Source organism: Salisediminibacterium beveridgei (assembly GCF_001721685.1).
GTDB classification, from domain to species: domain Bacteria; phylum Bacillota; class Bacilli; order Bacillales; family Salisediminibacteriaceae; genus Salisediminibacterium; species Salisediminibacterium beveridgei.
Map to the genome: position 1 here is coordinate 275,676 of NZ_CP012502.1, position 21,528 is coordinate 297,203.

Sequence of the window (21,528 nt, forward strand, 5' to 3'; positions counted from 1 at the left end):
CATGACTAGAAATAAAACTATCTCCGGCCTTGTTTGGAGTTTTACTGAACTTCTCTCTAAGCAAGGTCTCACATTAATTATCCAAATCATGCTGGCGAGGCTTCTTTTACCAGAGCATTTCGGTTTGATTGGAATGATCACTATTTTCATTGCCATCTCAACTTCGCTCGTTCAGAGCGGGCTTGATCAGGCGTTGATCCGAGAGAAGAATCCGGGTAAGAGGGATTTTTCAACGGTGTTTTATTTTAATATAGCGGTTTCTGTTGCGCTGTATCTAGTTCTGTTCTTCTCGGCACCCTGGATTGCTGATTTCTTCGGGGAACCTCAGTTAATTGATATACTTAGAGTGTTGATGCTCGTAGTGATCATCAATTCATTGGCCGTAATCCAGCGGGTTATTTTAATTCGTAACATTGATTTTAAAACACAGACCAAAATTACTGTGATTGCGGCAGTGACTTCAGGGGTTATTGCCATTTCAATGGCAGTGGCAGGTTTGGGTGTCTGGAGTCTTGTTGCGCAGCAGGTCAGTATGCAGTTCATGACGATGGTGTTGCTTTGGGTGAGCAGTCAGTGGCGACCTGCACTGGTTTTTGATACCGGGTTATTTAAGAAATATTTTACGTTCGGGTATAAATTACTACTTTCAGGATTAATTGATACCACATATAAGAATATCTATTTCGTGATTATTGGGCGTTTGTATCCGGTCGACCAACTAGGGTACTATACGAATGCTCAGAAATTAAGGGATACGTCCACGCAGTCGATTTCTCAGGCAATTTCAAAAGTGACATATCCAGTTCTAAGTCAGATGCAGGATGATCAGTCCCGTTTGGCGGGTAATTATAAGAAACTGATTCAAATGACGTCGTTTTTGATGTTTCCATTTATGATTGGTCTTATGGTTACAGCACCGCAGTTTATTCCATTTTTACTTGGTGAGCATTGGCAACCGTCAGTAATCTTCTTTCAACTCCTTGCAGTGGCCGGTATGCTGTATCCGATTCATGCATTAAACCTGAATGTGTTGAAAGTGAAAAACCGCTCGGATTTATTTTTATTTTTAGAGATTCTAAAGAAGAGCGTTCTTACGATCCTTCTTGTGAGTGCAGTCGTTTTTGGTGACAGTGTAGAGAGCTTAATTTATGCAGCCATTATCAGTTCGGTTATTGCGCTTGTTATAAACACCTACTACTCAGGTCGGGAAATCCAGTACCCTCTTTGGATGCAACTAAAAGACATGTTGCCTTCACTAAGTGTCGCATCCATTATGGCAGTAATTGTTCATGTCATCGGTGTCAGTTTAACGATACATGTCTTTTTCGTTTTGGTAATTCAGATTACTGTTGGCATTGGCATATATGTGCTGATCGGCTGGGGACTGAAAATGCGTGAGTTTAAGGTAATGCTGGAGCTGTTGAAGAGTCTTAAGAAATCGTGAATGTTAGGAGTGTTTATAGTATGAAGATTAACGTAACCCGTTCCTCAATGCCGTATCTTGAAGAATACATCAATGAAATAAGTGAACTGTGGGATTCGCGATGGTTAACGAATAATGGCGTAAAGCATCAGCAATTTAAATCAGCTCTGTGTGACTACCTTGGTGTGTCAAACACAGAGCTTTTTTGTAATGGCCATCAGGGTCTGGAGATCGCACTTGATGCGATGAATCTCTCAAGAGAAGTGATTACCACACCCTTTACATTCGCTTCAACGACCCATGCAATCGTCAGACAAGGATTAATACCGGTTTTTTGTGACGTGAAAGATGATTGCACCATCGATCCAGATAAAATCGAGTCTTTAATCACTGACAAGACATCTGCGATTGTTGCTGTTCATGTCTACGGGAATATCTGTGACGTGCAATCGATTGAAACAATTGCAAAGAAGCATAATTTGAAAGTCGTCTACGATGCAGCCCATGCCTTTGGTGTTACCGTAAATGGAAGAGGTATCGGCAGTTTCGGGGATGCGTCGATGTTCAGTTTTCATGCGACGAAGGTGTTTCATACCATTGAGGGTGGAGCAGTAACATTCTCTGATGAGAAATTTGGTGAACGAATGAAAGTGCTTCGGAATTTCGGGATTGAGGGTGAAGACGTTACCGAAATAGGAACCAATGCCAAGATGAATGAATTTCAGGCAGCGATGGGACTCTGTAATTTAAGACAGATTGATGAAGAATTTGAGGAGCGAGAGATGGTTTGGAGTAGGTATGTGGAACACTTGTCCGATATACCAGGGATCCAGATAAAAGAGATTAAGGCAGGTTTTACCATTAACTATGCGTATTTTCCAGTCCGATTTACGGATTATAAGTATTCCAGAGACGAAGTGATTGAACGATTGAAAATTGAAGGGGTCGGTGCAAGGAAATACTTCTATCCATTGACGAGTGCATTTTCCTGTTACCGGGATCGTTTTGACCCAGGACATACACCCATAGCAGAAGCTGCAGCCAATGAAATATTGACATTACCATTATATGCGGATCTGTCATTGGATGATGTCGACCGTATTTGCAAGATCATTTTAGAATAAAGGCAGGTGTTAGGCATGAAAGGAATCATTTTAGCAGGAGGTACCGGATCGAGACTTTACCCATTGACTAAGTCAGTTTCTAAACAGATCTTACCGATCTATGATAAACCGATGATCTATTATCCGTTGTCTGTTTTAATGCTGGCAGGGATGAAAGAAGTGCTAATTATTTCGACGGAACGGGATTTGCCGGATTTTCAGGAATTACTGGGAGATGGCGGGCACATCGGTATGGAACTGAGCTATCAGGTTCAGGCTGAACCGAAAGGTTTAGCAGATGCGTTTATTTTGGGTGAATCCTTTATTGGAGAAGATCAGGTTGCTCTTATTTTAGGAGATAATATCTTTTACGGTTCCAACTTCAGTAACCAACTGAAAAGAGCTACTTCATTGAAAGAAGGCGGTGTGATATTCGGGTGTCATGTGAACGACCCGAGAGCTTATGGTGTCGTTGAAGTCGATAAGAATCGAAATGCGGTTTCCATTGAAGAAAAGCCGGAAAACCCGAAGTCCTCTTACGCTGTACCGGGGCTTTATTTTTTTGATAATGATGTGATTGACATTGCAAAACAGGTTAAGCCTTCAGCACGAGGTGAGTTGGAAATCACCTCAGTCATAGACCACTATATGAAAGAAGGAAAATTGAAAGTGCAGTTGACCGGGCGTGGACTTGCGTGGTTGGATACAGGTACGCATGAAGCTCTTCTTGAAGCGTCAAACTTTGTTGAAGCGATTCAAAAAAGACAGGGTTTATACATTGCCTGTATTGAGGAAATTGCATTTCGTAAAGGCTATATAAATGCCAATCAGCTGAAAATATTAGCGCAACCTTTATCAAAAACCGACTATGGTGATTATTTAATGGATATTGCCACTACTGAGGGGAGTGTTAGAGTGTGAAGGTATTAGTAACAGGTGGTGCTGGTTTTATAGGAGGTAACCACATTCACTTTTTATTGGAGAATTATGAAGATATTAATGTAACCAATTTGGACTTATTAACTTATGCGGGAGATTTGTCGAAACATGAAAAATACGAAAATGATTCACGGTATACATTTGTGGAAATGGATATTGCAGACCGTGAAGCAGTTCTGGAACTGTTTCAACAGAATGCTTTTGAGTATGTCCTTCATTTTGCAGCGGAAAGTCATGTGGACCGGTCCATTGAAGATCCGAGCGCTTTTGTGAGAACGAATGTCCTGGGAACACAAGTGTTGTTGGATGCAGCGCTTAAAAACAAAGTGAAAAAATTTGTGCATATTTCAACGGATGAGGTCTATGGTGAACTGGAACTCGATGGGGATGATTATTTCACCGAAGAAACCCCACTTCAACCAAACAGTCCATACAGTGCCAGTAAAGCGTCATCGGATTTATTAGTAAGAGCCTATCACGAAACATACGGAATGCCAGTGAATATCACCAGATGCTCCAATAACTATGGCCCCTTTCAGTTTCCTGAAAAACTGATTCCATTAACCATCCAAAAGCTTAGTAATGGAGAAAAAGTGCCAGTTTACGGTGACGGCAGTAACATTCGAGATTGGCTCCATGTCAGTGATCACTGCTCTGCAGTGGACCTCGTGATGCGTGAAGGAGTTGATGGTGAAGTCTATAATATCGGTGGACATAATGAGAAAACTAATCTGGAATTGGTCAAGACGATAATAAAAGAAATGGGTAAGACTGAAGAAAGTATTGAATTCGTGAAAGATCGTTTGGGACATGATAAACGTTATGCAATAGACCCTAAAAAAATTGAAAAATTGGGTTGGAAGTCAAAGTATGAGTTCAATGAGGGTATTAAAAAATTAATTAATTAATTAAATACACCAGTTTAGATATATTTAAATTCAAAATTATAATATATCTGATTAATCAGAATGATATGAAACTCAAATATTTTTAGCTAATCGATAGACATTTTTCACTGAGGATGGATGAATTAAAGTTAGAAAATTAAAAATTGATTAAATCGCGTTTGATTATTGGAATTTAAACTAATGATTTCCAAAGTCATTAAGTATTTTTTGAAATATTCAACTTCTTTATTAGATATTCAAAAGGAATATCTAATAAAGAACAATTTAGTATATCTTTATACTTAATCGCGCTTACCTACCTTTTCGGTTCGGAAATAAAATAAAAAAGGAGTTATGCATATATGAAAAAATTATTATTTCTTGGTGGCTCTATTCAACAAACTCCCGCTTTAAAATATGCAAAAAAAAGGGGATATTATTGTATATTATGCGATTTTTTAAGTGATAATCCAGGAAGAGATTACGCTGATGAATATCATTTAGTCAGTACTACAGATCAAGAAGAAGTTTTAAGAATAGCTAAACAAACTAAAATTGATGGAATTATTGCTTTTGCCTCTGATCCAGCTGCGCCTACAGCAGCTTATGTTGGAAATGAGTTAAACTTACCTTCTAATCCTTATGAATCAGTACGAATATTAACAAAAAAAGATTTATTCAGAAAATTCCTGAAAAAACATGGATTTAATTGCCCGAAAGCTGAGAGTTTTTATTATAAGGAAGAGGCAATAAGAGAACTAGAAAAATTAGAATTTGAATATCCTCTAATGGTTAAGCCAATAGATTCTTCCGGTAGTAAAGGAGTAAATAGAATAAATTCAATCAATGAATTAGATGAAGCTTTTGAATTAGCTCTTGTTAATTCAAAAGAGAAAATTGTAATCATTGAGGAATTTATTGAAATGGGTCATAAACATATGATTGGCGGTGACGGGTTTGTAATTAATGGAGAATTAAAATTTAATGGGTTTTTGAACTGTCATAGAAGTAAAAATCTTAGCCCATATGTACCTATAGGGAAAAGTTATCCATTGTTTTTAGATAATGAGAAAATCAATCTTGCCAAAAAAGAAATTGAAAAAGTACTTAGAATATTAGGAATCACTATGGGTGCACTAAATTTGGAACTCATGTTTGATAAACGAGGTAGATTATATATCATTGAAATTGGCCCTAGAAATGGTGGGAATATGATACCGGATTTATTAGAAATGATTACTGGTGTTAACTTAATTGCTGCAACAGTTGAAGCCGCTTTAGGTAATGAAATTAAAATTATAGATGATATGCCTAATGAAAGTTATTACTCTATATATGTGATACATTCTGCAGAAAAAGGAAATTTAGTTAAGCTTGATTTAAAACAAGAAATTCAAAAAAATATAGTGAAGAACATAATATATAAAGAAATAGGATCAAAAGTTGACATATTTGATGGAGCAAATAAAGCATTAGGAATAATTTTTTTGAAATTTGATAATTTAGAAGAATTGCAAGATAAAATGGATAATATGAATAATTTCGTAGAAGTGGAGGTGTTATAGTAATGAAAGAAGTTGGAGGTTATTTTGAACTTGATAAATTTGTAGAGAATGAATTTCACAAAGACTTGATTGCAGTGAATAATGGACGAAATGCTTTATTATACCTTATGAAAGTAAACAATATAAATAAGATTCACATACCTTATTATCTTTGTGATTCAGTAAGCGATATGTTGAAAAGATATGGTTATAATTTTGAATACTATTTTATAGATTCTAATTTCAAACCTATTTTCAGTAAAGAACTAAATGATGATGAATATTTGTATGTTGTTAATTATTTTGGACAATTATCAGATGAGTATATTGTCTCACTTAAACATAAGTTCAACAAAATAATTATGGATAATACTCATGCTTTTTTTCAAAAACCGATTAAAGGAGTAAATACACTTTATTCTTGCAGGAAGTTTTTTGGAGTCCCGGATGGTGCCTATCTATCGACAGAAATTCTATTGCATGAAAAGCTTGAAAAAGATGTCTCGAAAGATCGTATGACCCATATTCTGGGGAGATATGAAGGGTCTGCTAAAGAATACTACAGTTTTTTTAAAGAAAATGATGCTTCTTTCAAGTATGAAGCATTAAAGTATATGTCAAGACTAACCCGGAATATTCTTGGTGCAATTGACTATAATAAAGTTCAACATACAAGAGATACAAATTTTGAATTTCTTAAAAACTCTCTGAGTGACCAAAATAAAATTAAATTAAATGAACCATTTGGTGCTTTTTGTTATCCTTTGTATTTGGATAATGGTCTTGAAGTTAGAGCTGAACTTGCAAACAAGAATATATATATTCCGACTCTATGGCCTAATGTAATGGAAGATATTTTTGATGATGCTATTGAGTATGAATTTGCTTCAAACATTTTGCCACTTCCTTGTGATCAAAGATATGATGAAAATGACATGGAATACTTGATAAAGGAGGTATTTAAATGTATGAGTTGAGAGAACTCCAAAAAGAGGACATATTAGCAATAAATAATTGGCGTAAAAACATTGAATTGATAGAATGTTTGGGAGCCCCTTTCCGATACATAAATTTAGATGTTGAATATAAGTGGTACGAGAACTATTTGAATAACCGTCAAAGTAATATCAGATGTGCTGTTGTAGAATCAAATAAAAAAGAGATCATCAAAGGGCTAGTTAGTTTAACGAATATTAATTTCATTAATCAATCTGCTGTTTTCCATATAATGATTGGTGATGATGAGAATAGAGGTAAGGGTATTGGTTATTTTGCAACTACAGAGTTATTAAACCATGCTTTTAATGACATTAATTTAAATCGTATTGAATTAACAGTATTAGAAACAAATACAAGAGCAATTCGGTTATATGAAAGAGTGGGGTTTAAAATTGAAGGGACAAAAAGAAATTCAGTTTATAAAAACGGTGAATTTGTAAATATGATTTTAATGGGGATACTAAAAGAAGAATATTTGAAATAGTTCACCTTAGAAACATCATATTTTATATAGTGAATTTTTATTAGTTAATGATATAGTCTCTTAATATCAATATTAAAGTCTATTTCTAATCTTTAAGGTAGTGTCAATAAGTTTGTGTAAAGTATTTAGGGTATCACTCTGTTAAGGGGTGTGGGTTCAGTAAGAGGCTGGGACAAAACCCAGTAAATAAAGAGGCCCACACCAAACGGTGTGGGTTTTCTGTATAGAAGGGTTGATTGTGCAAAAATACAATCGCTTGCCGCGGGCAAGGCTTCTGCTCCTGTGCAGTGCTCGTCGCATGAAGATCTCAGCTAACCGTCGGAAAACCACCGCCGGTGGATCTTCAGCTCTTGCTTTTCCCGCAGGCGTCTCATGTATTTTTGACAATCAACTGCATTGAAAGACCGTCAGGTCTTGATTTTTACATAAAAAAGGATACCTTCGGATTAAGTTAGAACGACCAAGTCATAACAAAACCGGAGGTATCCTTATGTTTATCGATTATAACATGAATCAGCTCGTTTTGCCGATGGATTTATCGCTCAATTACAAAAAAATGATGTCGCTTTTGCAGTGAATGACCTGGTTGAATCGATACCTGAAGAAGCTTTTGAAGCTTTTTATAAAAGTCAGGGTCGCCCTTCTTATCATCCGAAAATGATGATGAAGGTGATTCTGTGTGCGTATACTCAATCCACTTGTTCTGGACGGGAAATTGAAGCCTTATTGCAGGACAGTATTCGAATGATGTGGCTGGCTGTAACCGTCAAGTTAAACTAAACAATTTCTCAAAAATAAGATTCAACACATTTCCACAATTAAGATTAAACAGTTTCTGAATCAAAAATCGTTTTTCGATATTTCATTCTGATGCTATCAGCCTCATTATCAAATCTTAGGATCTCACTCTTATGAAGCAGTCTGTCCAGAATGGCAGTCGTTAATGTCGGATCTCCGAGAAATTTGCCCCATTCACCAGGGCCCTTATTCGATGTCAGGATAAAGGCTGTTTTGTCATACATATCATAGATAAACTGAAAAAATAGCGCTCCCTCCTTCGGTTCAAAAGTCATATACATCACATCGTCAATGATAATCAGGTCCGAAGTGATTATTCGCTTATAACGAGTCGCTGATTTCTTGATGTGATCTTTTGTTTTAAGAATATACATAAGTTGCGGCATTGATGTGAATGAAACCTGCAACCCCTTCGACACTGCGTGGATCCCTAAAGCTACGGACAGATGGGTCTTCCCGGCCCCGGAGGGGCCCATCAAAATCAAGGTGAAGTTGTCATCAACCCAGTGTAATTCTTGAAGGATACTCAGTTCCTTTTTGCCAATGGCATTTTGTTCTTCTAATGCATACGTTTCGAACGTCAACTCTTCAGGGAATTCTGCCCATTTCATGAGCTTTTCAATATTCTTTTTTTCTCTGCATCGAAGTTCATGCTCGAAGACTTCACTGATCAGTTCATGATACGTCCAGGATTTATTCTCTGCCTCACGTAAGAGGTCAGGGAGGGCTTTAGCCGTCTCTGCGAGACGCAGAGATCGGCACTTGTCCTGAAGGTCCTTATAGACATCCATCAGGTCAACCACCTCCTGATAATACGTGGAGATAAGCATCAGGTGACCGTTCAGGCGCTTGTAAACCAGCATACTTTTCATTGCTTTTTGCACGGTTTTTGTTTCCTATGTCATTGCGATCCTGTTCAATGGATATGGACATCGCCACGTCACGATAATCGTTGGCACTGGTTAATTTAAGATCATACACTTTCCTCAGTGCATCCTCGGCTATAGTGGGATGCTCGATCATGACGCGTTTCATCACTTTTAATTGATCGATTATATACCTCGAATATCTGGCCTCAAGCTTGTTTATAAACCAGGTGACCGCCTCCTTATCCGAAAAGAAATCTTCGATTTCACGAATGAGTCCGTCACGTTTTGATCGGTTCTTTATACGATGATCAGGATCGATAACCATGTGGCCCCGTCCTGATGGAATCACGTGTTGACCGATCACTTGCCCGTTCGGCTTCAAACGGATTTGGAGATGATCACCCTCTGTAAAGACATGCTGTTTTTGTCAAAATAAAAGTGCATCCTGATCATAAACTATCTCCTTTGGCATACCTTCGAAATATTGAAATGAACGTTCATGTGCGTGTACCACATCCTCGGTTCGGAATGGTCTGTCCAAACATTCAATATACTTATACCTCGAACAAGACAGGATAAATGCAATGAAAAAGATGCGCTGACGCTTACCATCCTGATCGTTAACGACCGTTTGTCCGAAATCAACTTGTCCCTGTTGGCCCATTGGCAATTCTTCCACCGATCCATAGGGGCGCTCATGCTTCACTTTCGGAATGCTGTATCGATCCCGAAGATCATTCACATAATTCCTTACTGTATTTTCACTCGCATCTCCTCCATCCATACCTGCTTTCTCCTGAAGCCAGTCATAAATCTGCGCTGCGGATAAATCCGGATGTTCATTCAACCACATCACCACTTGATCCTGATACGGATCGAGCTTCTTTCGTCTCTCGTGTAACGATGACAGAAACGCTTCAAATTCATCTGGGTCCATTTTTAAGTAATCGATCACCCTGTTTCTTGAGATTTGTAATTTTGCCGCAATGGCACTTTTGGAGAATCCATCTCTGTATAATCGATGAATATCCACATAAACCATAAAACGATCCACTCCTCATTCCCCCACTTCTGTATGTACTCACTTGAGTATATACAAAATAAAGCGGGCATTTGAAAATAAAATTCCGGCAGTTCGTAAGAACTGTTGAATCTTATTTGGGGAAAACCGTTTAGTCTAATTTATCATTTACACTGGCACAAGGACACGCGCCGACCTACCGGACGATCAATCTACAGCAATCTACAATGTAAAAGAAAAAGTTTATACTCGAGATTTATATGCGAGAGATTAATTGATTTATACAAATAAGCCTGAGAAGTGAAAACTCACTTTTCAGGCTTATTTTGAATGTTGAACAATTTATGTTTCGTAACTTCAAAAAAATCAATCTGAGGACGCAGTTGAAGAATCTGATTTATTCAGACGAAGATGATCTTTCAATCGATTCGAAACACGCTGTCTTTCCTCTTCTGGAACCTCATAATACCAAATACCATTAATTGTTGTACCTGATCCTTCAATTTCCAATGTTTCCGAGTTATGCCGCGATGAGTGGTAATGGTTCATGAGTTTCGTCATACTGTCAAAGTCCAGATTGGTATTGACATTACTGCCAAGACCGTCAAGTATATCTCCAACACGTGTGATGGAACTGAAGCTGGCACCTTCACTGATAATCGCATTCACGACCTGCTGTTGCCGGATATTTCGTCCCATGTCTCCCTGAGGATCACCGCTTCGCATTCGTGTGTATTCGAGGGCTCGGTCACCGTCGAGGCTGACTTCACCTTCAGGGAATGTGTATCCTCCCTGGGAGAAAGAGAAGCTGTTTTCGACATCAACACCACCTACGGCATCGACCATTTCCGTAAAACCGTCCATGTTGACACGGACGACATAGTCGATGGGGATATCCAGGAAGTTTTCGACGGTATCCATCGCCATGTTTGAGCCGCCAAATGCAAATGCATGGTTGATTTTGTCTTGATTGCCTCTGCCGATGATTTCTGTTCGCGTGTCTCGTGGAATCGAGAGCATTTTCATGGAATCGTCGTTAGGGTCTGCTGTGACGACAATGATCGTATCACTTCTGCCGTGTTGCCCCTCTTCGGCGTCTATTCCCAGCAGTAGAAATGATACCGGTTCTTTTTCATTCAGATTTACAGGTGCTGCACGCTTATCGGACTGGTTGCGGTCCAATTCCTCATACATATTCGAATCCACAGTGCTTTCGACTGATTTATAGAGGTTGTAGACATACCCACCGCCAATCAGTAAGAGGATGATGAAGATCCCGCCGGTTAAGGTGAAGAATTTTCTCGTATTTCCCCAGCTTTTCCAGCCTTTATTGCGTTTATCTTGCCGAAAATTTGTCATTTTGCCAATCTCCCCTATATTCATTTCATTATTTATAGTATAGTGGATTGTGAGCAAATAGGCAATCTGTTAATTTGTGAAAACATGGAATTTAAATCGAATGAAATGATATATAACTGTACTATAAGAGGGGGGGAGTAAGATGTCTCAATCAAAAAGAAAAGTGTTTCTGGGGCTGGTGGATTCAATCATTGTGTTATCGGCGATTTTCATCAGCTATTATCTCGTTGTGACGAATACAGACCGGCTGCCAGAAGCCATCCTGGCAAGCTCGGTTGTTCTGTTAATCAGTCATCATATCTTTGCCCATTTCTTCAATTTGTATAATCGCATTTGGGAGTACGCCAGTGTAGGTGAGCTGACTGCGATTATCAAGGCAGTTTCTTTGTCCGTCATTCCTGTCTATATGATGCAGATGATGGTGTTCGATGTGACGTATAACCGGGCGATGCTTGTCACATGGATGCTGCATATCTTGTTGATCGGAGGATCACGCTTTTCCTGGCGGATCTTCAGAGATGAATTCATTCAACAATCCGACATGAAACAGAAAAGAACTTTGATCATTGGCGCCGGGAAAGCGGGCAGTATGGTCGCAAGACAACTCCAGCAAAGTGAAATGTCTGAATTAAAACCTGTGTCCTTCGTGGATGATGATCCGCAAAAAATTAATCTTGAGATCATGGGTATTCCGGTCCTAGGTAAAATTGACTCCCTGCATCAGATCGTCAATGATTATATGATTGAGCATATTGTAATCGCAATACCGTCTTTGCCCCGGGCAGAGTTAAACGGGATCTTTCTGACATGTGCAACGACGAAAGTCAGGACACAAATTATGCCTGCCGTGGAGGATATCATGTCCGGGAAAGTATCGGTCATGCAGATGCGGGATGTTCAGGTGGAGGACTTACTTGGACGGGATCCGGTGGAACTGGATAACCAAAGTATAGGGAAAAAACTTACAGGAAGACGGGTCATGATTACCGGGGCTGGGGGATCCATCGGGTCCGAAGTCTGCCGCCAGGTCAGTTTGTTTCACCCGGATACGGTGATCTTACTTGGACATGGGGAGAACAGCATCTACGCCATCGATATGGAGTTACGCAATCAATTTGGACACATTACATATGAAGCGGTTATCGCAGATGTGCAGGATGAAGAACGCATCAATGACGTCATATCGACTTATTCCCCTGACGTGATCTATCATGCCGCAGCACATAAACATGTTCCGCTAATGGAGAAGAATCCGCATGAGGCGATCAAAAATAATGTCATGGGAACCTTGAATGTATCCAAGGCCGCCGACCGTCACGGTGTATCATCGTTTGTCATGGTGTCCACGGATAAAGCCGTCAAGCCAACGAGCGTGATGGGCGCTACGAAACGGATTGCCGAAATGGTCGTGCAGCATATGGATACCGTCAGTGACACTAAATTCGTAGCGGTTCGGTTTGGTAATGTGCTGGGCAGCCGAGGCAGCGTCATTCCCCTGTTTAAACAACAGATCGAAAATGGTGGTCCGGTGACCGTGACCCACCCGGAGATGACCCGATATTTTATGACGATACCGGAAGCGTCGAGGCTGGTGGTTCAGGCTGGGGCGATTGCTGATGGCGGCGAGACCTTTGTTTTGGATATGGGAAAACCCGTAAAGATAGTCGATCTGGCCAAAAACCTGATCCGGTTATCCGGATTCACCGAAGATGAAATCGAAATCCGTTATACGGGTATGCGACCTGGTGAGAAACTCTTTGAGGAACTTCTAGGAGAAGATGAAGTACACGGGGAACAGATCTATCCGATGATTTACAGAGGAAAGACGCCCCCTGTGAATATTCAGGTGATCAATGAATTAATCGAAGAATTTGATGCAATGTCTACCCAAAAGCTGCGGGTAAGTGTGTTGGACATTGCCCACTTTCGTACGAAACAATTGAGAGCGGTCGGTTCTAAATAAAAGAACGAATTGGAAAGACTGATGAAATGGAGTGTGGACAGTGGAACAAAGAGGGACACAGCAGGAAGAAGAAATCAGTTTGAACGAAATACTCGGTTTGCTTTGGAAGAACTGGCGTTTTATTTTGTTATTAACAGGCGTATTTGTAGTATTAGCATTGGTCATTTCCGCGGTTATGAACACTCAGCGGGATGTGACTACATATTATGAAGTGGAGACCGTCTTCGTTGTCTCGGAGGAAGAGGATTATTCAGATCGACGCGATTTGGCCAGAGAGCTTTCGAAAACCGATTTGATTATTGAAAATGCCATTGAAGAGATGGATTTTGAAGATACCGAAGTGGAAGATGTATGGCCTCATATGGAGGTCGAAAGGGATAGTAATGATATTTCCATCTTCCTGATTTGGCATGATGAACGTGATGGAGTCCAATTTTTAGATGCCATTCGTGATGAAGTGATCGATCTCTTGGATGATGCCACGGATTTTGCACCTTTAGAAGTGAGTCAAGAAGCCGAACTCACCGGGACTACAGAAGTGGATGACCAGCAGGTTAATATTACTCTCAATATGGTAATTGCTTTTGTTTTGGGTATCATGGGTTCTGTTTTTGCCATATTTCTTGTGAATTTCATGAATCCAACGGTTCAAAGTGCCGGTTCACTGGAGAGAAATACTGGTATTCCGGTCTTGGCAGAATTTGAAGATGAGGAAGAAATGCCTCGTTGGAAGAAGTATATTACCATCCGGGGAGTGTAGATATGATTACGAATAAACCGAACCAACAAGAACAGATTCGACTATTACGGTCGAAATTGATTCACCAGGAACATGTTCCAGAGAGGCTTCTCATGACCAGCACCCGAGGCGGTGAAGGGAAGACGACGGTTGCGTCGGCCCTGGGGGCCTCGCTAGCGGCGATCAATTGCAAAACGATCGTTGTCCATGCAGATCTTCGTGAACGTAAGGAAGAAGCTGAAATGGCTCATGAAAAGGGGTTGAGTGACTTCTTATCAGGTAAGCTGTCGAAGGATCAATTAATTAAGCAAGGCGAGGTCGGATCCAACGATGTGATTCATGCAGGCACAGCTACTCCTTTCTCTACAGAGCTATTGGAGGGTGGCGCCTTTCATGATCTGATGGAGGAACTGAAAGAGGCATATGATATGGTGATTGTCGATGGACCTCCGGTGATACAAGTCAGTGACAGTATCCCGCTCATGGCAATCTGTGATGCAGCAGTCCTTGCAGTCGAGCATCAGAAGACGAGAGAAGATGAAGTCTTAGACGTATCAAAACAGCTTCAAAATTATGATGTGAAAGTATTAGGAGCAGTGATGACCAAAGTAAAATCGTTCTGATGTCGACACGTACACGTTGTACATGCGTGTGCGTGTCTTTTCTTCTTATTTGCTCACGATTGAGCAAATGAGAAGCGTAAATAAGCGCGCTCGCCTGAATGTCCTGGCGAGCGCGCTTATTTGTCGTATAACCATGGTGCGTTTTCTAGGTCTTCTGTTTATTGAGACGAACCGATGGGGTTCGAACGGCCGGTCTCTTCATGGGGCAGGTGCCCGGTAGTATGCTTCGGTGGAAAGCGGATTACTGAATCGTGAAGAGCTGTGTCCAGTAGGTATCATCCTTACCGACACCGATATGGGTGTAGCTCCCATTCAAAATATTGCTCTTATGGCCGGCGCTGTCCATCCAGGCCTCAAACACGGCTTCAGGTGAATAGTAACCCATTGCAAGATTTTCACCGCCGGAATAAGGATACCCGAATTCCGCCAGCATGTCTGTCGGTGAGCCGTAAGTTGGTGATTCGTGAGCAAAATAGTCATTGTCATTCATGTCCCGGGACTTCTCCTCGGCAACCTCGCTGATTCCCGTATGAAAGGTCAAAGGAGCGATATCCCTCTCGATGCGGGCTTCGTTGACCAGTAAGAAAACCTCGAATGCGTCACTGTTGATGGCGGACACTTTTCCTTCAATCAAATCATTGTTGCGAAGGGATTCAAAGGAAGCTTCGTTGATGGCCACTTGTCCGCCCAGCACATTGATGGATTGGATCTGGCTGCTGCTGAGATAGTCAAGAATATCTTGAGGTGTGTGATCTGTGTGTGTCAACAGCACCGGTGAATCGAGTTTTGAAGCTGCAGCTGAACCCGTCAATGCATCCGGGAAATCCATACCAGTCGCCGCAAAAGCTTCTGTGGCGTCCGGGTAGTATGTTTTGGCAATCACAGCAGAAGTATCAAAACGGTTCTCACCATATACCCGTTCCGCTTGCGGAAGACTGTCAACGACGTCATCCGTGATAGCGACTTCGCCACCAATCACGGTGGTGGACGAATAGTTCCCCATTGCTGATTCCGTGTCTTCCGGTAATTGATCCGGCATCGTCAAGAGAACAGGAGATCCTTCCTGTGCCGCATAAGGAGCGATGGACAGGGCGTCCGGGAAGGTGGTGCCACTGACGATAAACGCATGATCAGCCTCCAGTTCATCTGCAATCAGCTGAGCGGTTTCAAAGCGGTTGGCACCGCCGATTCTGGTGATCTGTTCAATCCCTTTGTCAGAGAGCTGGTCTTCAATTGTGTCAGGAATGACCTGATCCCCGCCGAGCAAGATCACTTCTTCGGCCTGCAGTTCCAGGATTCTCTCGAGTGTTTCGTCATTGATCTGATTCTGGCCTGTCAATAAAATGGGCGCATCATGCTTGGCAGCCAACGGTGTACCTGCTAATGCATCAGGGAAATTGGTGGATGTGGCCAGGATGACTGTATCGGCCTGATCCCACCCCTCTTTGGAGATTTCAATGGCTGTTTGGAAACGATCTTCTCCTTGAATGCGGTCCAGGTCAATATAAGCGTTACCTGAAACCGACATCGGCAACACGAGCAATAAGAGAAGAAACGACAAAAAGTATGTAACTTTCATGAAACAATCCTTCCTTTCAGTATGTAAAATGAGTCAAGCTCCAGAGTAGATCCGGAGCTTGACTCGAGCATTATAACACAGTCAGATTATCTTTTGTACTCATAAAATACAGAGGTCCAGAATGGTGCTTTAAGGGTTGCATCTGGACGATCGTCATCATAAGCAAATCCTACTCCGACGTGAGTCGCATCTTCATTCATCAGGTTTTCCTTGCTTTGACTCCCGGCCAACCAGTAATCCATTACTTCCTTGGCTGGGTAAAGGCCGTGTTGGGTGTTGACTGAAGCATTTTCAGCTTCGAAGTCAGTGTCTTTCTCCAGAATGTCATCAAACGTATTTTCACTGGATGAAGTATCAAGGAAATCTTTCTCCATCATATACTCGGACCAGAAATCAGCCTTTCCGGTTAATTCCACGTTCAATCTTAACGCGTCAAGTTCCGCGTTTGTGCGCTCGTGGTTGATCAACTGGAACAGATCAAATCCCTGGCTCGTAACTTCAGAAAAGTCACCATCGACAAGCAACAGGTTATTCAACGTTGATTCCACGTCACTATTTAGCGCAACTTCGCCACCGAGAAGGGTGAAGTCTTTGACACCGAACTGATTCATGCTGTTGAGGACGGTCTCATTGACGCGATCAGGCAGCGTCAGGAATACAGGAACCTCTTCTTTTGCAGCCAATACCGATCCGGCAAGGGAATCCGGGAATTCCTGGCCTGTTGCAACATAGACGTCTTTGCCCCAATCGCCCATGAGTCGATCGATCAGCTTACCAGCTGTTTCGTAACGGTTGTCACCAGCAATACGTTCCGTCGTTCCTTTGACTTCATTTTCGGCATTTTTAGAAATCGCTACATCGCCACCGATGACGTAAGTCGCTTCGTTCTCAACCGCGTCAAGAGCTGCGATGGTTTCAGGGTGGAGACGGTCAGGCAATGTCAGGAGTATCGGGTAGCCCTTCTCCGCTGCATAAGGTGCGACAGCAAGGGCGTCCGGGAAGTCCATACCAGTTGCAAGTACTGCACGTTCTGGATCGTTCTCGCTCACTTCAAGCAGTTCAAGTGCGATAAGGTGGGCAGTATGAAAGCGGTTGTCTCCACCAATACGGTCCACTTCGATATCCATATCTTCGATAACCGTTTGGATATCTTCAGATACGGCCAGTTCACCACCGATGATGGTGACATGGTCAGGATCGAGGCGCTCAATTTCAGCTTCTGCAGCAGCATGCAGCGTCGTCGGACCTGTAAGTAAGATTGGAGCATCGAGTTCAGAAGCTAATGGTGTTGCTGCTAGAGCATCAGGGAAAGCCATGCCGGTTGTTAAAACAACATGATCCGCACCATCTTCCCAGCCGGTTTTGGAAACCTCCACTGCCGTTTCAAAACGATTGTCACCAGCAATACGGTTACTTTCTTCGGCGAAAGCAGGACTTGCAAAAAGCGAAATGACCAACAACAGGGACAGGGCAACGAAACTCAACTTACCTTTCAAATTAAAGACCACCTTTCCAGATTTTGTTTTTTTAGTACATATATTATTATAATCTGATTTCAAGGATTTGTCACCTGAATTCGTAAAATTAATCAATCAGTTCCATGATTTCCTCTTTTAGTATCGGTGCCATGGTTTTTACATTTGAGGTAGTCAATTGTGAACGATCCCGGTCATCAGGAACCCGGAGACGACGAAGAAGATAGCCACACCACCGGAAACCCGTTCAAACCAGATGTGATAGATCCCCACTAAGAGGGCTGCAATGCTGCGCAGGCCCTCAAGTTCAGGGATTCGTTTTTTCCTGGTGCTCATGTTTTATGACTCCTTTTGATTATACCATTCGATAAATTCACTCATGCCGAAAAGCAGGTTGAAATACAGGTCGGGTTGATTGCGTGGATCTCGGTAGCGTCTGTGAATCTCAACTTGAACGGCCTCTGTACCAAGCTCGTGATACGTGTAATTGGCAAGTGTCCGGCTGGTGGAGGCACTGAAGGTGTGATTTTCATAGGTTTCATGTATGTTTTGCTTTTGCAGACTGGATTTCAGGTTTTCGATCTTCTCCTGCTCGATCAGTTCACCAAAAGCGGTGCCGAGGTCAATGTCAAATTCGCGCGCAAAGCCGGCGCCGTGCAGATCGATCACCATAGAGATGTCTTTTTGGCTGAGTATGCGCTCCAATTCTTCTTTATAGGGCACATCATGGTAATGGCTCACATCCAATAAAGGTGATTTCACGTAAAGAACATGGACATTCGTATACTCATGCAGCATCAGACCAAGAGCACCGGTGTAGATTTCGGCACTTCTTCCACAGAGAGTTGAACCGTTGAAAGTGACTTCATTACAAGTGTTGTTCATATCTTCTGGTTTTCGGTAGTGAACCACTGAATGGGGAACGGTAACCAGAATCTCCGAATCCCCTTCGAGATAGACAAACCCGGGATCATGATCCGGATCGCCATGATTTTGATTGGCAGAGAAAGTACTTTCGTATTGGAGGACTTCCTGCAAAAAGCCCCCTTCTTCCTTTAAATTCGTCAAGGCATCTTTTTCGAGATTGAAGGTTGGCAGTGATGATAAGGTTTCTTCAAATTGACTGGACACAGCGACTTCTCCTCCTATAATACGAACTCCTTGTATCAGGTGCTTGCCTATGTAATCAGCAATGGAGGGCTGTGAGTCAAATTCAAGCACCCGCTCATGGTGCGTTAAGACGACTTGCCCGCCGGTTTTCGAGGCCAGTGGTGTACTGGTTAATGCATCCGGAAAATCGGTGCCTGTGGCAAAGTATAATTGCCCGCGCCCAGGCGTTAATTCATTGATTACCGCCATCGAGGTTTCGAAGCGGTTTTCACCACTGATGCGTTGCGGACCAGGGAGTGCGTTCAGGACCCGCTCACCAATCACGAGTTCCCCGCCGATGGCGTAAGTCTTCTCTATATTGTTATCGTTCAGATACGATTCGGTTGCCTTCGGAACTTGGTCATCCATCGTAAGCAGGATCGGTGTTTGTGAGTCGGTTGCATACGTCCCGGCTGATAAAGCGTCCGGGAAATCCATCCCATTTGCAATCATCGCTTCCTGGTGGGACGAATCAAGATCGGCTGCGATTTCGGATGCGGTTTCGAAGCGGTTGTCACCGGCAATGCGGTTGGTGTCGAAGCCTTGGCTGTTAATGGTGTCTTCGATGTTCCTGGACAGGGCGACTTCACCACCGAGAAGGATCACGGTGTTAGGAGCGATGCGTTTGATTTCATCCATCACCGAGTCGAGGATCCGGTCACTGGGTGTTAACAGGACAGGGGCGTTGTATTTTTTGGAAAGTGGTGCCCCGGCCAAGGCGTCAGGGAAATCCTCGCCGGTGGCAAGAATGATGTAGTCCGATTCCTGGTCCCAGCCGTTTTTGGAGACCTCGATGGCAGTGTCATACCGGTTTGGTCCCTCTATACGCTCAGGAGTCAGTGCACTGGCGTGAACCGTGGAAAACAGCAGGAGGAACAGCAGCATAAAAAACGGGATGACGACTAATTTACTTTTCAATGTCATGACCTCTTTTCGAATGATTGGATACTGGATGATTCTTTCGCAAACGATTGTTGTGATCGATTAACCAGTTCATAGATTACTTGAAGCGTCGGAATGCGGTTCGTAATCGCTTCATCTTGCAAAGATAGACGACTCTGTTTGAAGAGGGCGGGCAATAATCTCAGCATCATCATACAGGCGACGAGGAAAATCAGCTCGTTTTTCGTATAGTGACGGTTGAGATGACTGTTGTCGTAGTAATAATCAAGGGCAGGCAAGAAGAGATCATTGTTCGAAACGGTAATCGCGTAGGCGGCCAGATCAAAGCCTGCGGGCATTAGGCCACTTGCATCCCAGTCAATGACGATCAATCGATCTCCCTGGTTGAGGATATTGCCTCCATGAAAGTCCCCATGAGAAAAAACGGGGACAGCTTGATCGATGGTGCGAAGAATGGATTCGGCGTGTGCTTCGCCCCATTTGAATAACTGTAAAAGGTCTGGTTCAGCTCTGATGAGCGGATGATCTCTGAATGTTTCGAGACTCTTTTGCAGGACTGTTCGTTTGGAGGTGATATAGCTGTTTCTATCTCTCAATGCCAGAGGGGCAGTTTCCGAATAGTCTTTTACGGGAACCGCATGGATTTGAAGCAACGCATCCATAACATCCTTCATGTAACCGTCATCTCTGTATCTGTATTCCGGCTCTATATAGGCATAGTAATGTACATCATACCGAAGTGTGGACGTATAGCCGTGCAGTGCAGGAACATGATCAGCCAGGTTCTGGGCGAAATGGTGGTAAAACAGAAGGCTCCGTTCGGACGATTCGGAATGTCTGGTGTATAATTTTTCGATGGCAGGTGTCCCGTCGTAGCTCAGAAAGCGTAATCTGGCCCTTTTGTGCCTCATGATACGAATGGACTCAGGATCCGCCCGACCCAACAAATACCGGTGAACGCCAATTCCCAGGGAGTACAGATCACGATTCCCTGTTACCTCGCAGTACTCAAAAAAAAGTGACGGCAATGGCCCCTCATAGCCCCCCTCATGAAAACAGGAGACCCAATCCTTATCTAACTGTTCACATGGCCCTTCATCGATAGCTTCCTTTGTCCAGTCGAGAAGCACTTGCATATCCCGGGAATACTCGAACAGGGCATGTCTCATATCTGTTTGCATCATTTCAGGCCGGTAGCGGGTGGACAGGTCTTTCAGGAGGTCCGGAGGTGCGGGGCGCTTTTTTTTCAACCGGTACAGTTCGTAAAGTGCTTTTACAGATACGCGCTTTTGCTGTTTCTGATGCGTGAGGGCTGCATCCAAATGAATGAGCGCCTGCTCATACCGGTGGTTTTTCAGATTCAGGTCATGGAGCATGAAGAAGTCTTTCTCGTTCAATACTTGTTGTTCGATCTGATTGGTGATCACTTGTGAAAGCAGCTCAGCTGCATCGAGTTCATGCCCTTGTCTGATATGAAGCCATACGTATTCTTTCAAAATCCGGTTGTCGTTTGGAGACAACCGCTCAGCTTTTTGAAGTACAGCCAAAGCCTGATCGGATTGAGCGGAATTACGGAAAGCACGGGCTTGATGCAAAAGCGTCGTGATTTTCTTGTGACGCATGGTTCGTAAAATTCTTTTGATCAATCGATCACACCTTCCTGCAGTAGTG

At 42.4% G+C, this 21,528-nt stretch carries 19 protein-coding genes and 1 pseudogene; 11 read left to right on the forward strand and 9 right to left on the reverse strand.

What is annotated here, in order from left to right; all coding sequences use genetic code 11:
* Position 1: 1 nt before the first annotated feature.
* The 8 genes and pseudogenes from BBEV_RS01335 to BBEV_RS01370 all read left to right on the forward strand — a co-directional run.
* Positions 2 to 1,444: a lipopolysaccharide biosynthesis protein gene (locus tag BBEV_RS01335; RefSeq protein WP_069363816.1), complete on the forward strand. Its 1,443-nt coding sequence runs from the start codon at positions 2 to 4 to the stop codon at positions 1,442 to 1,444.
* Between the two features lie 20 nt (positions 1,445 to 1,464).
* Complete coding sequence (locus tag BBEV_RS01340) at positions 1,465 to 2,547, forward strand: DegT/DnrJ/EryC1/StrS family aminotransferase (RefSeq protein ID WP_069363817.1); 1,083 nt, start codon at positions 1,465 to 1,467, stop codon at positions 2,545 to 2,547.
* Between the two features lie 15 nt (positions 2,548 to 2,562).
* Positions 2,563 to 3,447 (forward strand): glucose-1-phosphate thymidylyltransferase RfbA, encoded by an 885-nt coding sequence (gene rfbA / locus BBEV_RS01345; RefSeq protein ID WP_069363818.1) that lies wholly within the window; start codon positions 2,563 to 2,565, stop codon positions 3,445 to 3,447.
* Positions 3,444 to 4,373: a dTDP-glucose 4,6-dehydratase gene (gene rfbB, locus BBEV_RS01350; RefSeq protein ID WP_069363819.1), complete on the forward strand. Its 930-nt coding sequence runs from the start codon at positions 3,444 to 3,446 to the stop codon at positions 4,371 to 4,373. The genes rfbA and rfbB overlap by 4 nt, the downstream gene beginning before the upstream one ends.
* 341 nt (positions 4,374 to 4,714) lie before the next feature.
* On the forward strand, positions 4,715 to 5,917 hold the full coding sequence (locus BBEV_RS01355; RefSeq protein WP_069363820.1) for an ATP-grasp domain-containing protein: 1,203 nt from the start codon (positions 4,715 to 4,717) through the stop codon (positions 5,915 to 5,917).
* 2 nt (positions 5,918 to 5,919) lie between these two features.
* Positions 5,920 to 6,873 (forward strand): hypothetical protein, encoded by a 954-nt coding sequence (locus BBEV_RS01360; protein WP_069363821.1) that lies wholly within the window; start codon positions 5,920 to 5,922, stop codon positions 6,871 to 6,873.
* Positions 6,861 to 7,379 (forward strand): GNAT family N-acetyltransferase, encoded by a 519-nt coding sequence (locus BBEV_RS01365; RefSeq protein WP_069363822.1) that lies wholly within the window; start codon positions 6,861 to 6,863, stop codon positions 7,377 to 7,379. Before BBEV_RS01360 ends, BBEV_RS01365 begins: the two co-directional genes overlap by 13 nt.
* 490 nt (positions 7,380 to 7,869) lie before the next feature.
* A pseudogene (locus tag BBEV_RS01370) lies at positions 7,870 to 8,138 on the forward strand (transposase); the annotation flags it as partial.
* Positions 8,139 to 8,203: 65 nt separating this feature from the next.
* On the opposite strand, the gene istB reads toward BBEV_RS01370, so the two are convergent.
* The 4 genes from istB to BBEV_RS01390 form a co-directional block, all read right to left on the reverse strand.
* Positions 8,204 to 8,968 carry an IS21-like element helper ATPase IstB gene (istB, locus tag BBEV_RS01375; RefSeq protein WP_069363824.1) on the reverse strand — a complete coding sequence of 255 codons (765 nt, stop codon included), beginning with the start codon at positions 8,966 to 8,968 and terminating at the stop codon, positions 8,204 to 8,206.
* 4 nt (positions 8,969 to 8,972) lie between these two features.
* Positions 8,973 to 9,428 carry a hypothetical protein gene (locus BBEV_RS17750; RefSeq protein ID WP_232318240.1) on the reverse strand — a complete coding sequence of 152 codons (456 nt, stop codon included), beginning with the start codon at positions 9,426 to 9,428 and terminating at the stop codon, positions 8,973 to 8,975.
* Positions 9,429 to 9,473: 45 nt separating this feature from the next.
* On the reverse strand, positions 9,474 to 10,100 hold the full coding sequence (locus BBEV_RS17755) for a DDE-type integrase/transposase/recombinase (RefSeq protein ID WP_232318241.1): 627 nt from the start codon (positions 10,098 to 10,100) through the stop codon (positions 9,474 to 9,476).
* A 333-nt stretch (positions 10,101 to 10,433) separates the two neighbouring features.
* Complete coding sequence (locus BBEV_RS01390; protein ID WP_069363827.1) at positions 10,434 to 11,426, reverse strand: LCP family glycopolymer transferase; 993 nt, start codon at positions 11,424 to 11,426, stop codon at positions 10,434 to 10,436.
* Between the two features lie 142 nt (positions 11,427 to 11,568).
* On the opposite strand from BBEV_RS01390, the gene BBEV_RS01395 reads away from it, so the two are divergent.
* From BBEV_RS01395 to BBEV_RS01405, 3 genes are read left to right on the forward strand one after another with little or no spacing between them, the layout of a single operon-like run.
* Entirely contained in the window at positions 11,569 to 13,389 is a 1,821-nt protein-coding gene (locus BBEV_RS01395; protein ID WP_069363828.1) for a nucleoside-diphosphate sugar epimerase/dehydratase, read from the forward strand.
* 40 nt (positions 13,390 to 13,429) lie between these two features.
* Positions 13,430 to 14,149 carry a YveK family protein gene (locus tag BBEV_RS01400; protein ID WP_069363829.1) on the forward strand — a complete coding sequence of 240 codons (720 nt, stop codon included), beginning with the start codon at positions 13,430 to 13,432 and terminating at the stop codon, positions 14,147 to 14,149.
* 2 nt (positions 14,150 to 14,151) lie between these two features.
* Positions 14,152 to 14,751, forward strand: coding sequence for a CpsD/CapB family tyrosine-protein kinase (locus tag BBEV_RS01405; protein WP_069363830.1), 600 nt, complete (start codon positions 14,152 to 14,154; stop codon positions 14,749 to 14,751).
* Between the two features lie 241 nt (positions 14,752 to 14,992).
* On the opposite strand, the gene BBEV_RS01410 is transcribed toward BBEV_RS01405, so the two are convergent.
* The 5 genes from BBEV_RS01410 to BBEV_RS01425 all read right to left on the reverse strand — a co-directional run bounded on the left by BBEV_RS01410 (position 14,993) and on the right by BBEV_RS01425 (position 21,503).
* Positions 14,993 to 16,330, reverse strand: coding sequence for a cell wall-binding repeat-containing protein (locus BBEV_RS01410; RefSeq protein WP_069363831.1), 1,338 nt, complete (start codon positions 16,328 to 16,330; stop codon positions 14,993 to 14,995).
* A gap of 86 nt (positions 16,331 to 16,416) precedes the next feature.
* Positions 16,417 to 17,826 carry a cell wall-binding repeat-containing protein gene (locus tag BBEV_RS01415; protein ID WP_069363832.1) on the reverse strand — a complete coding sequence of 470 codons (1,410 nt, stop codon included), beginning with the start codon at positions 17,824 to 17,826 and terminating at the stop codon, positions 16,417 to 16,419.
* Between the two features lie 153 nt (positions 17,827 to 17,979).
* The gene (locus BBEV_RS17295; RefSeq protein ID WP_157100890.1) at positions 17,980 to 18,141 is read right to left on the reverse strand and encodes a hypothetical protein; all 162 of its coding nucleotides are present in this window, start codon (positions 18,139 to 18,141) and stop codon (positions 17,980 to 17,982) included.
* 3 nt (positions 18,142 to 18,144) lie between these two features.
* On the reverse strand, positions 18,145 to 19,872 hold the full coding sequence (locus BBEV_RS01420) for a cell wall-binding repeat-containing protein (protein WP_069363833.1): 1,728 nt from the start codon (positions 19,870 to 19,872) through the stop codon (positions 18,145 to 18,147).
* A gap of 2 nt (positions 19,873 to 19,874) precedes the next feature.
* Complete coding sequence (locus BBEV_RS01425; protein WP_069363834.1) at positions 19,875 to 21,503, reverse strand: aminoglycoside phosphotransferase family protein; 1,629 nt, start codon at positions 21,501 to 21,503, stop codon at positions 19,875 to 19,877.
* Positions 21,504 to 21,528 lie beyond the last annotated feature (25 nt).

What these genes read in the sequence shown, in the direction of transcription:
- BBEV_RS01335 (WP_069363816.1), top strand. Translation starts at nt 2, where the DNA reads ATGACTAGAAATAAAACTATCTCCGGCCTTGTTTGGAGTTTTACTGAA.
- BBEV_RS01340 (WP_069363817.1), top strand. Translation starts at nt 1,465, where the DNA reads ATGAAGATTAACGTAACCCGTTCCTCAATGCCGTATCTTGAAGAATAC.
- rfbA (WP_069363818.1), top strand. Translation starts at nt 2,563, where the DNA reads ATGAAAGGAATCATTTTAGCAGGAGGTACCGGATCGAGACTTTACCCA.
- BBEV_RS01355 (WP_069363820.1), top strand. Translation starts at nt 4,715, where the DNA reads ATGAAAAAATTATTATTTCTTGGTGGCTCTATTCAACAAACTCCCGCT.
- BBEV_RS01360 (WP_069363821.1), top strand. Translation starts at nt 5,920, where the DNA reads ATGAAAGAAGTTGGAGGTTATTTTGAACTTGATAAATTTGTAGAGAAT.
- BBEV_RS01365 (WP_069363822.1), top strand. Translation starts at nt 6,861, where the DNA reads ATGTATGAGTTGAGAGAACTCCAAAAAGAGGACATATTAGCAATAAAT.
- istB (WP_069363824.1), bottom strand. Translation starts at nt 8,968, where the DNA reads ATGGATGTCTATAAGGACCTTCAGGACAAGTGCCGATCTCTGCGTCTC.
- BBEV_RS01390 (WP_069363827.1), bottom strand. Translation starts at nt 11,426, where the DNA reads ATGACAAATTTTCGGCAAGATAAACGCAATAAAGGCTGGAAAAGCTGG.
- BBEV_RS01395 (WP_069363828.1), top strand. Translation starts at nt 11,569, where the DNA reads ATGTCTCAATCAAAAAGAAAAGTGTTTCTGGGGCTGGTGGATTCAATC.
- BBEV_RS01405 (WP_069363830.1), top strand. Translation starts at nt 14,152, where the DNA reads ATGATTACGAATAAACCGAACCAACAAGAACAGATTCGACTATTACGG.
- BBEV_RS01410 (WP_069363831.1), bottom strand. Translation starts at nt 16,330, where the DNA reads ATGAAAGTTACATACTTTTTGTCGTTTCTTCTCTTATTGCTCGTGTTG.
- BBEV_RS17295 (WP_157100890.1), bottom strand. Translation starts at nt 18,141, where the DNA reads ATGAGCACCAGGAAAAAACGAATCCCTGAACTTGAGGGCCTGCGCAGC.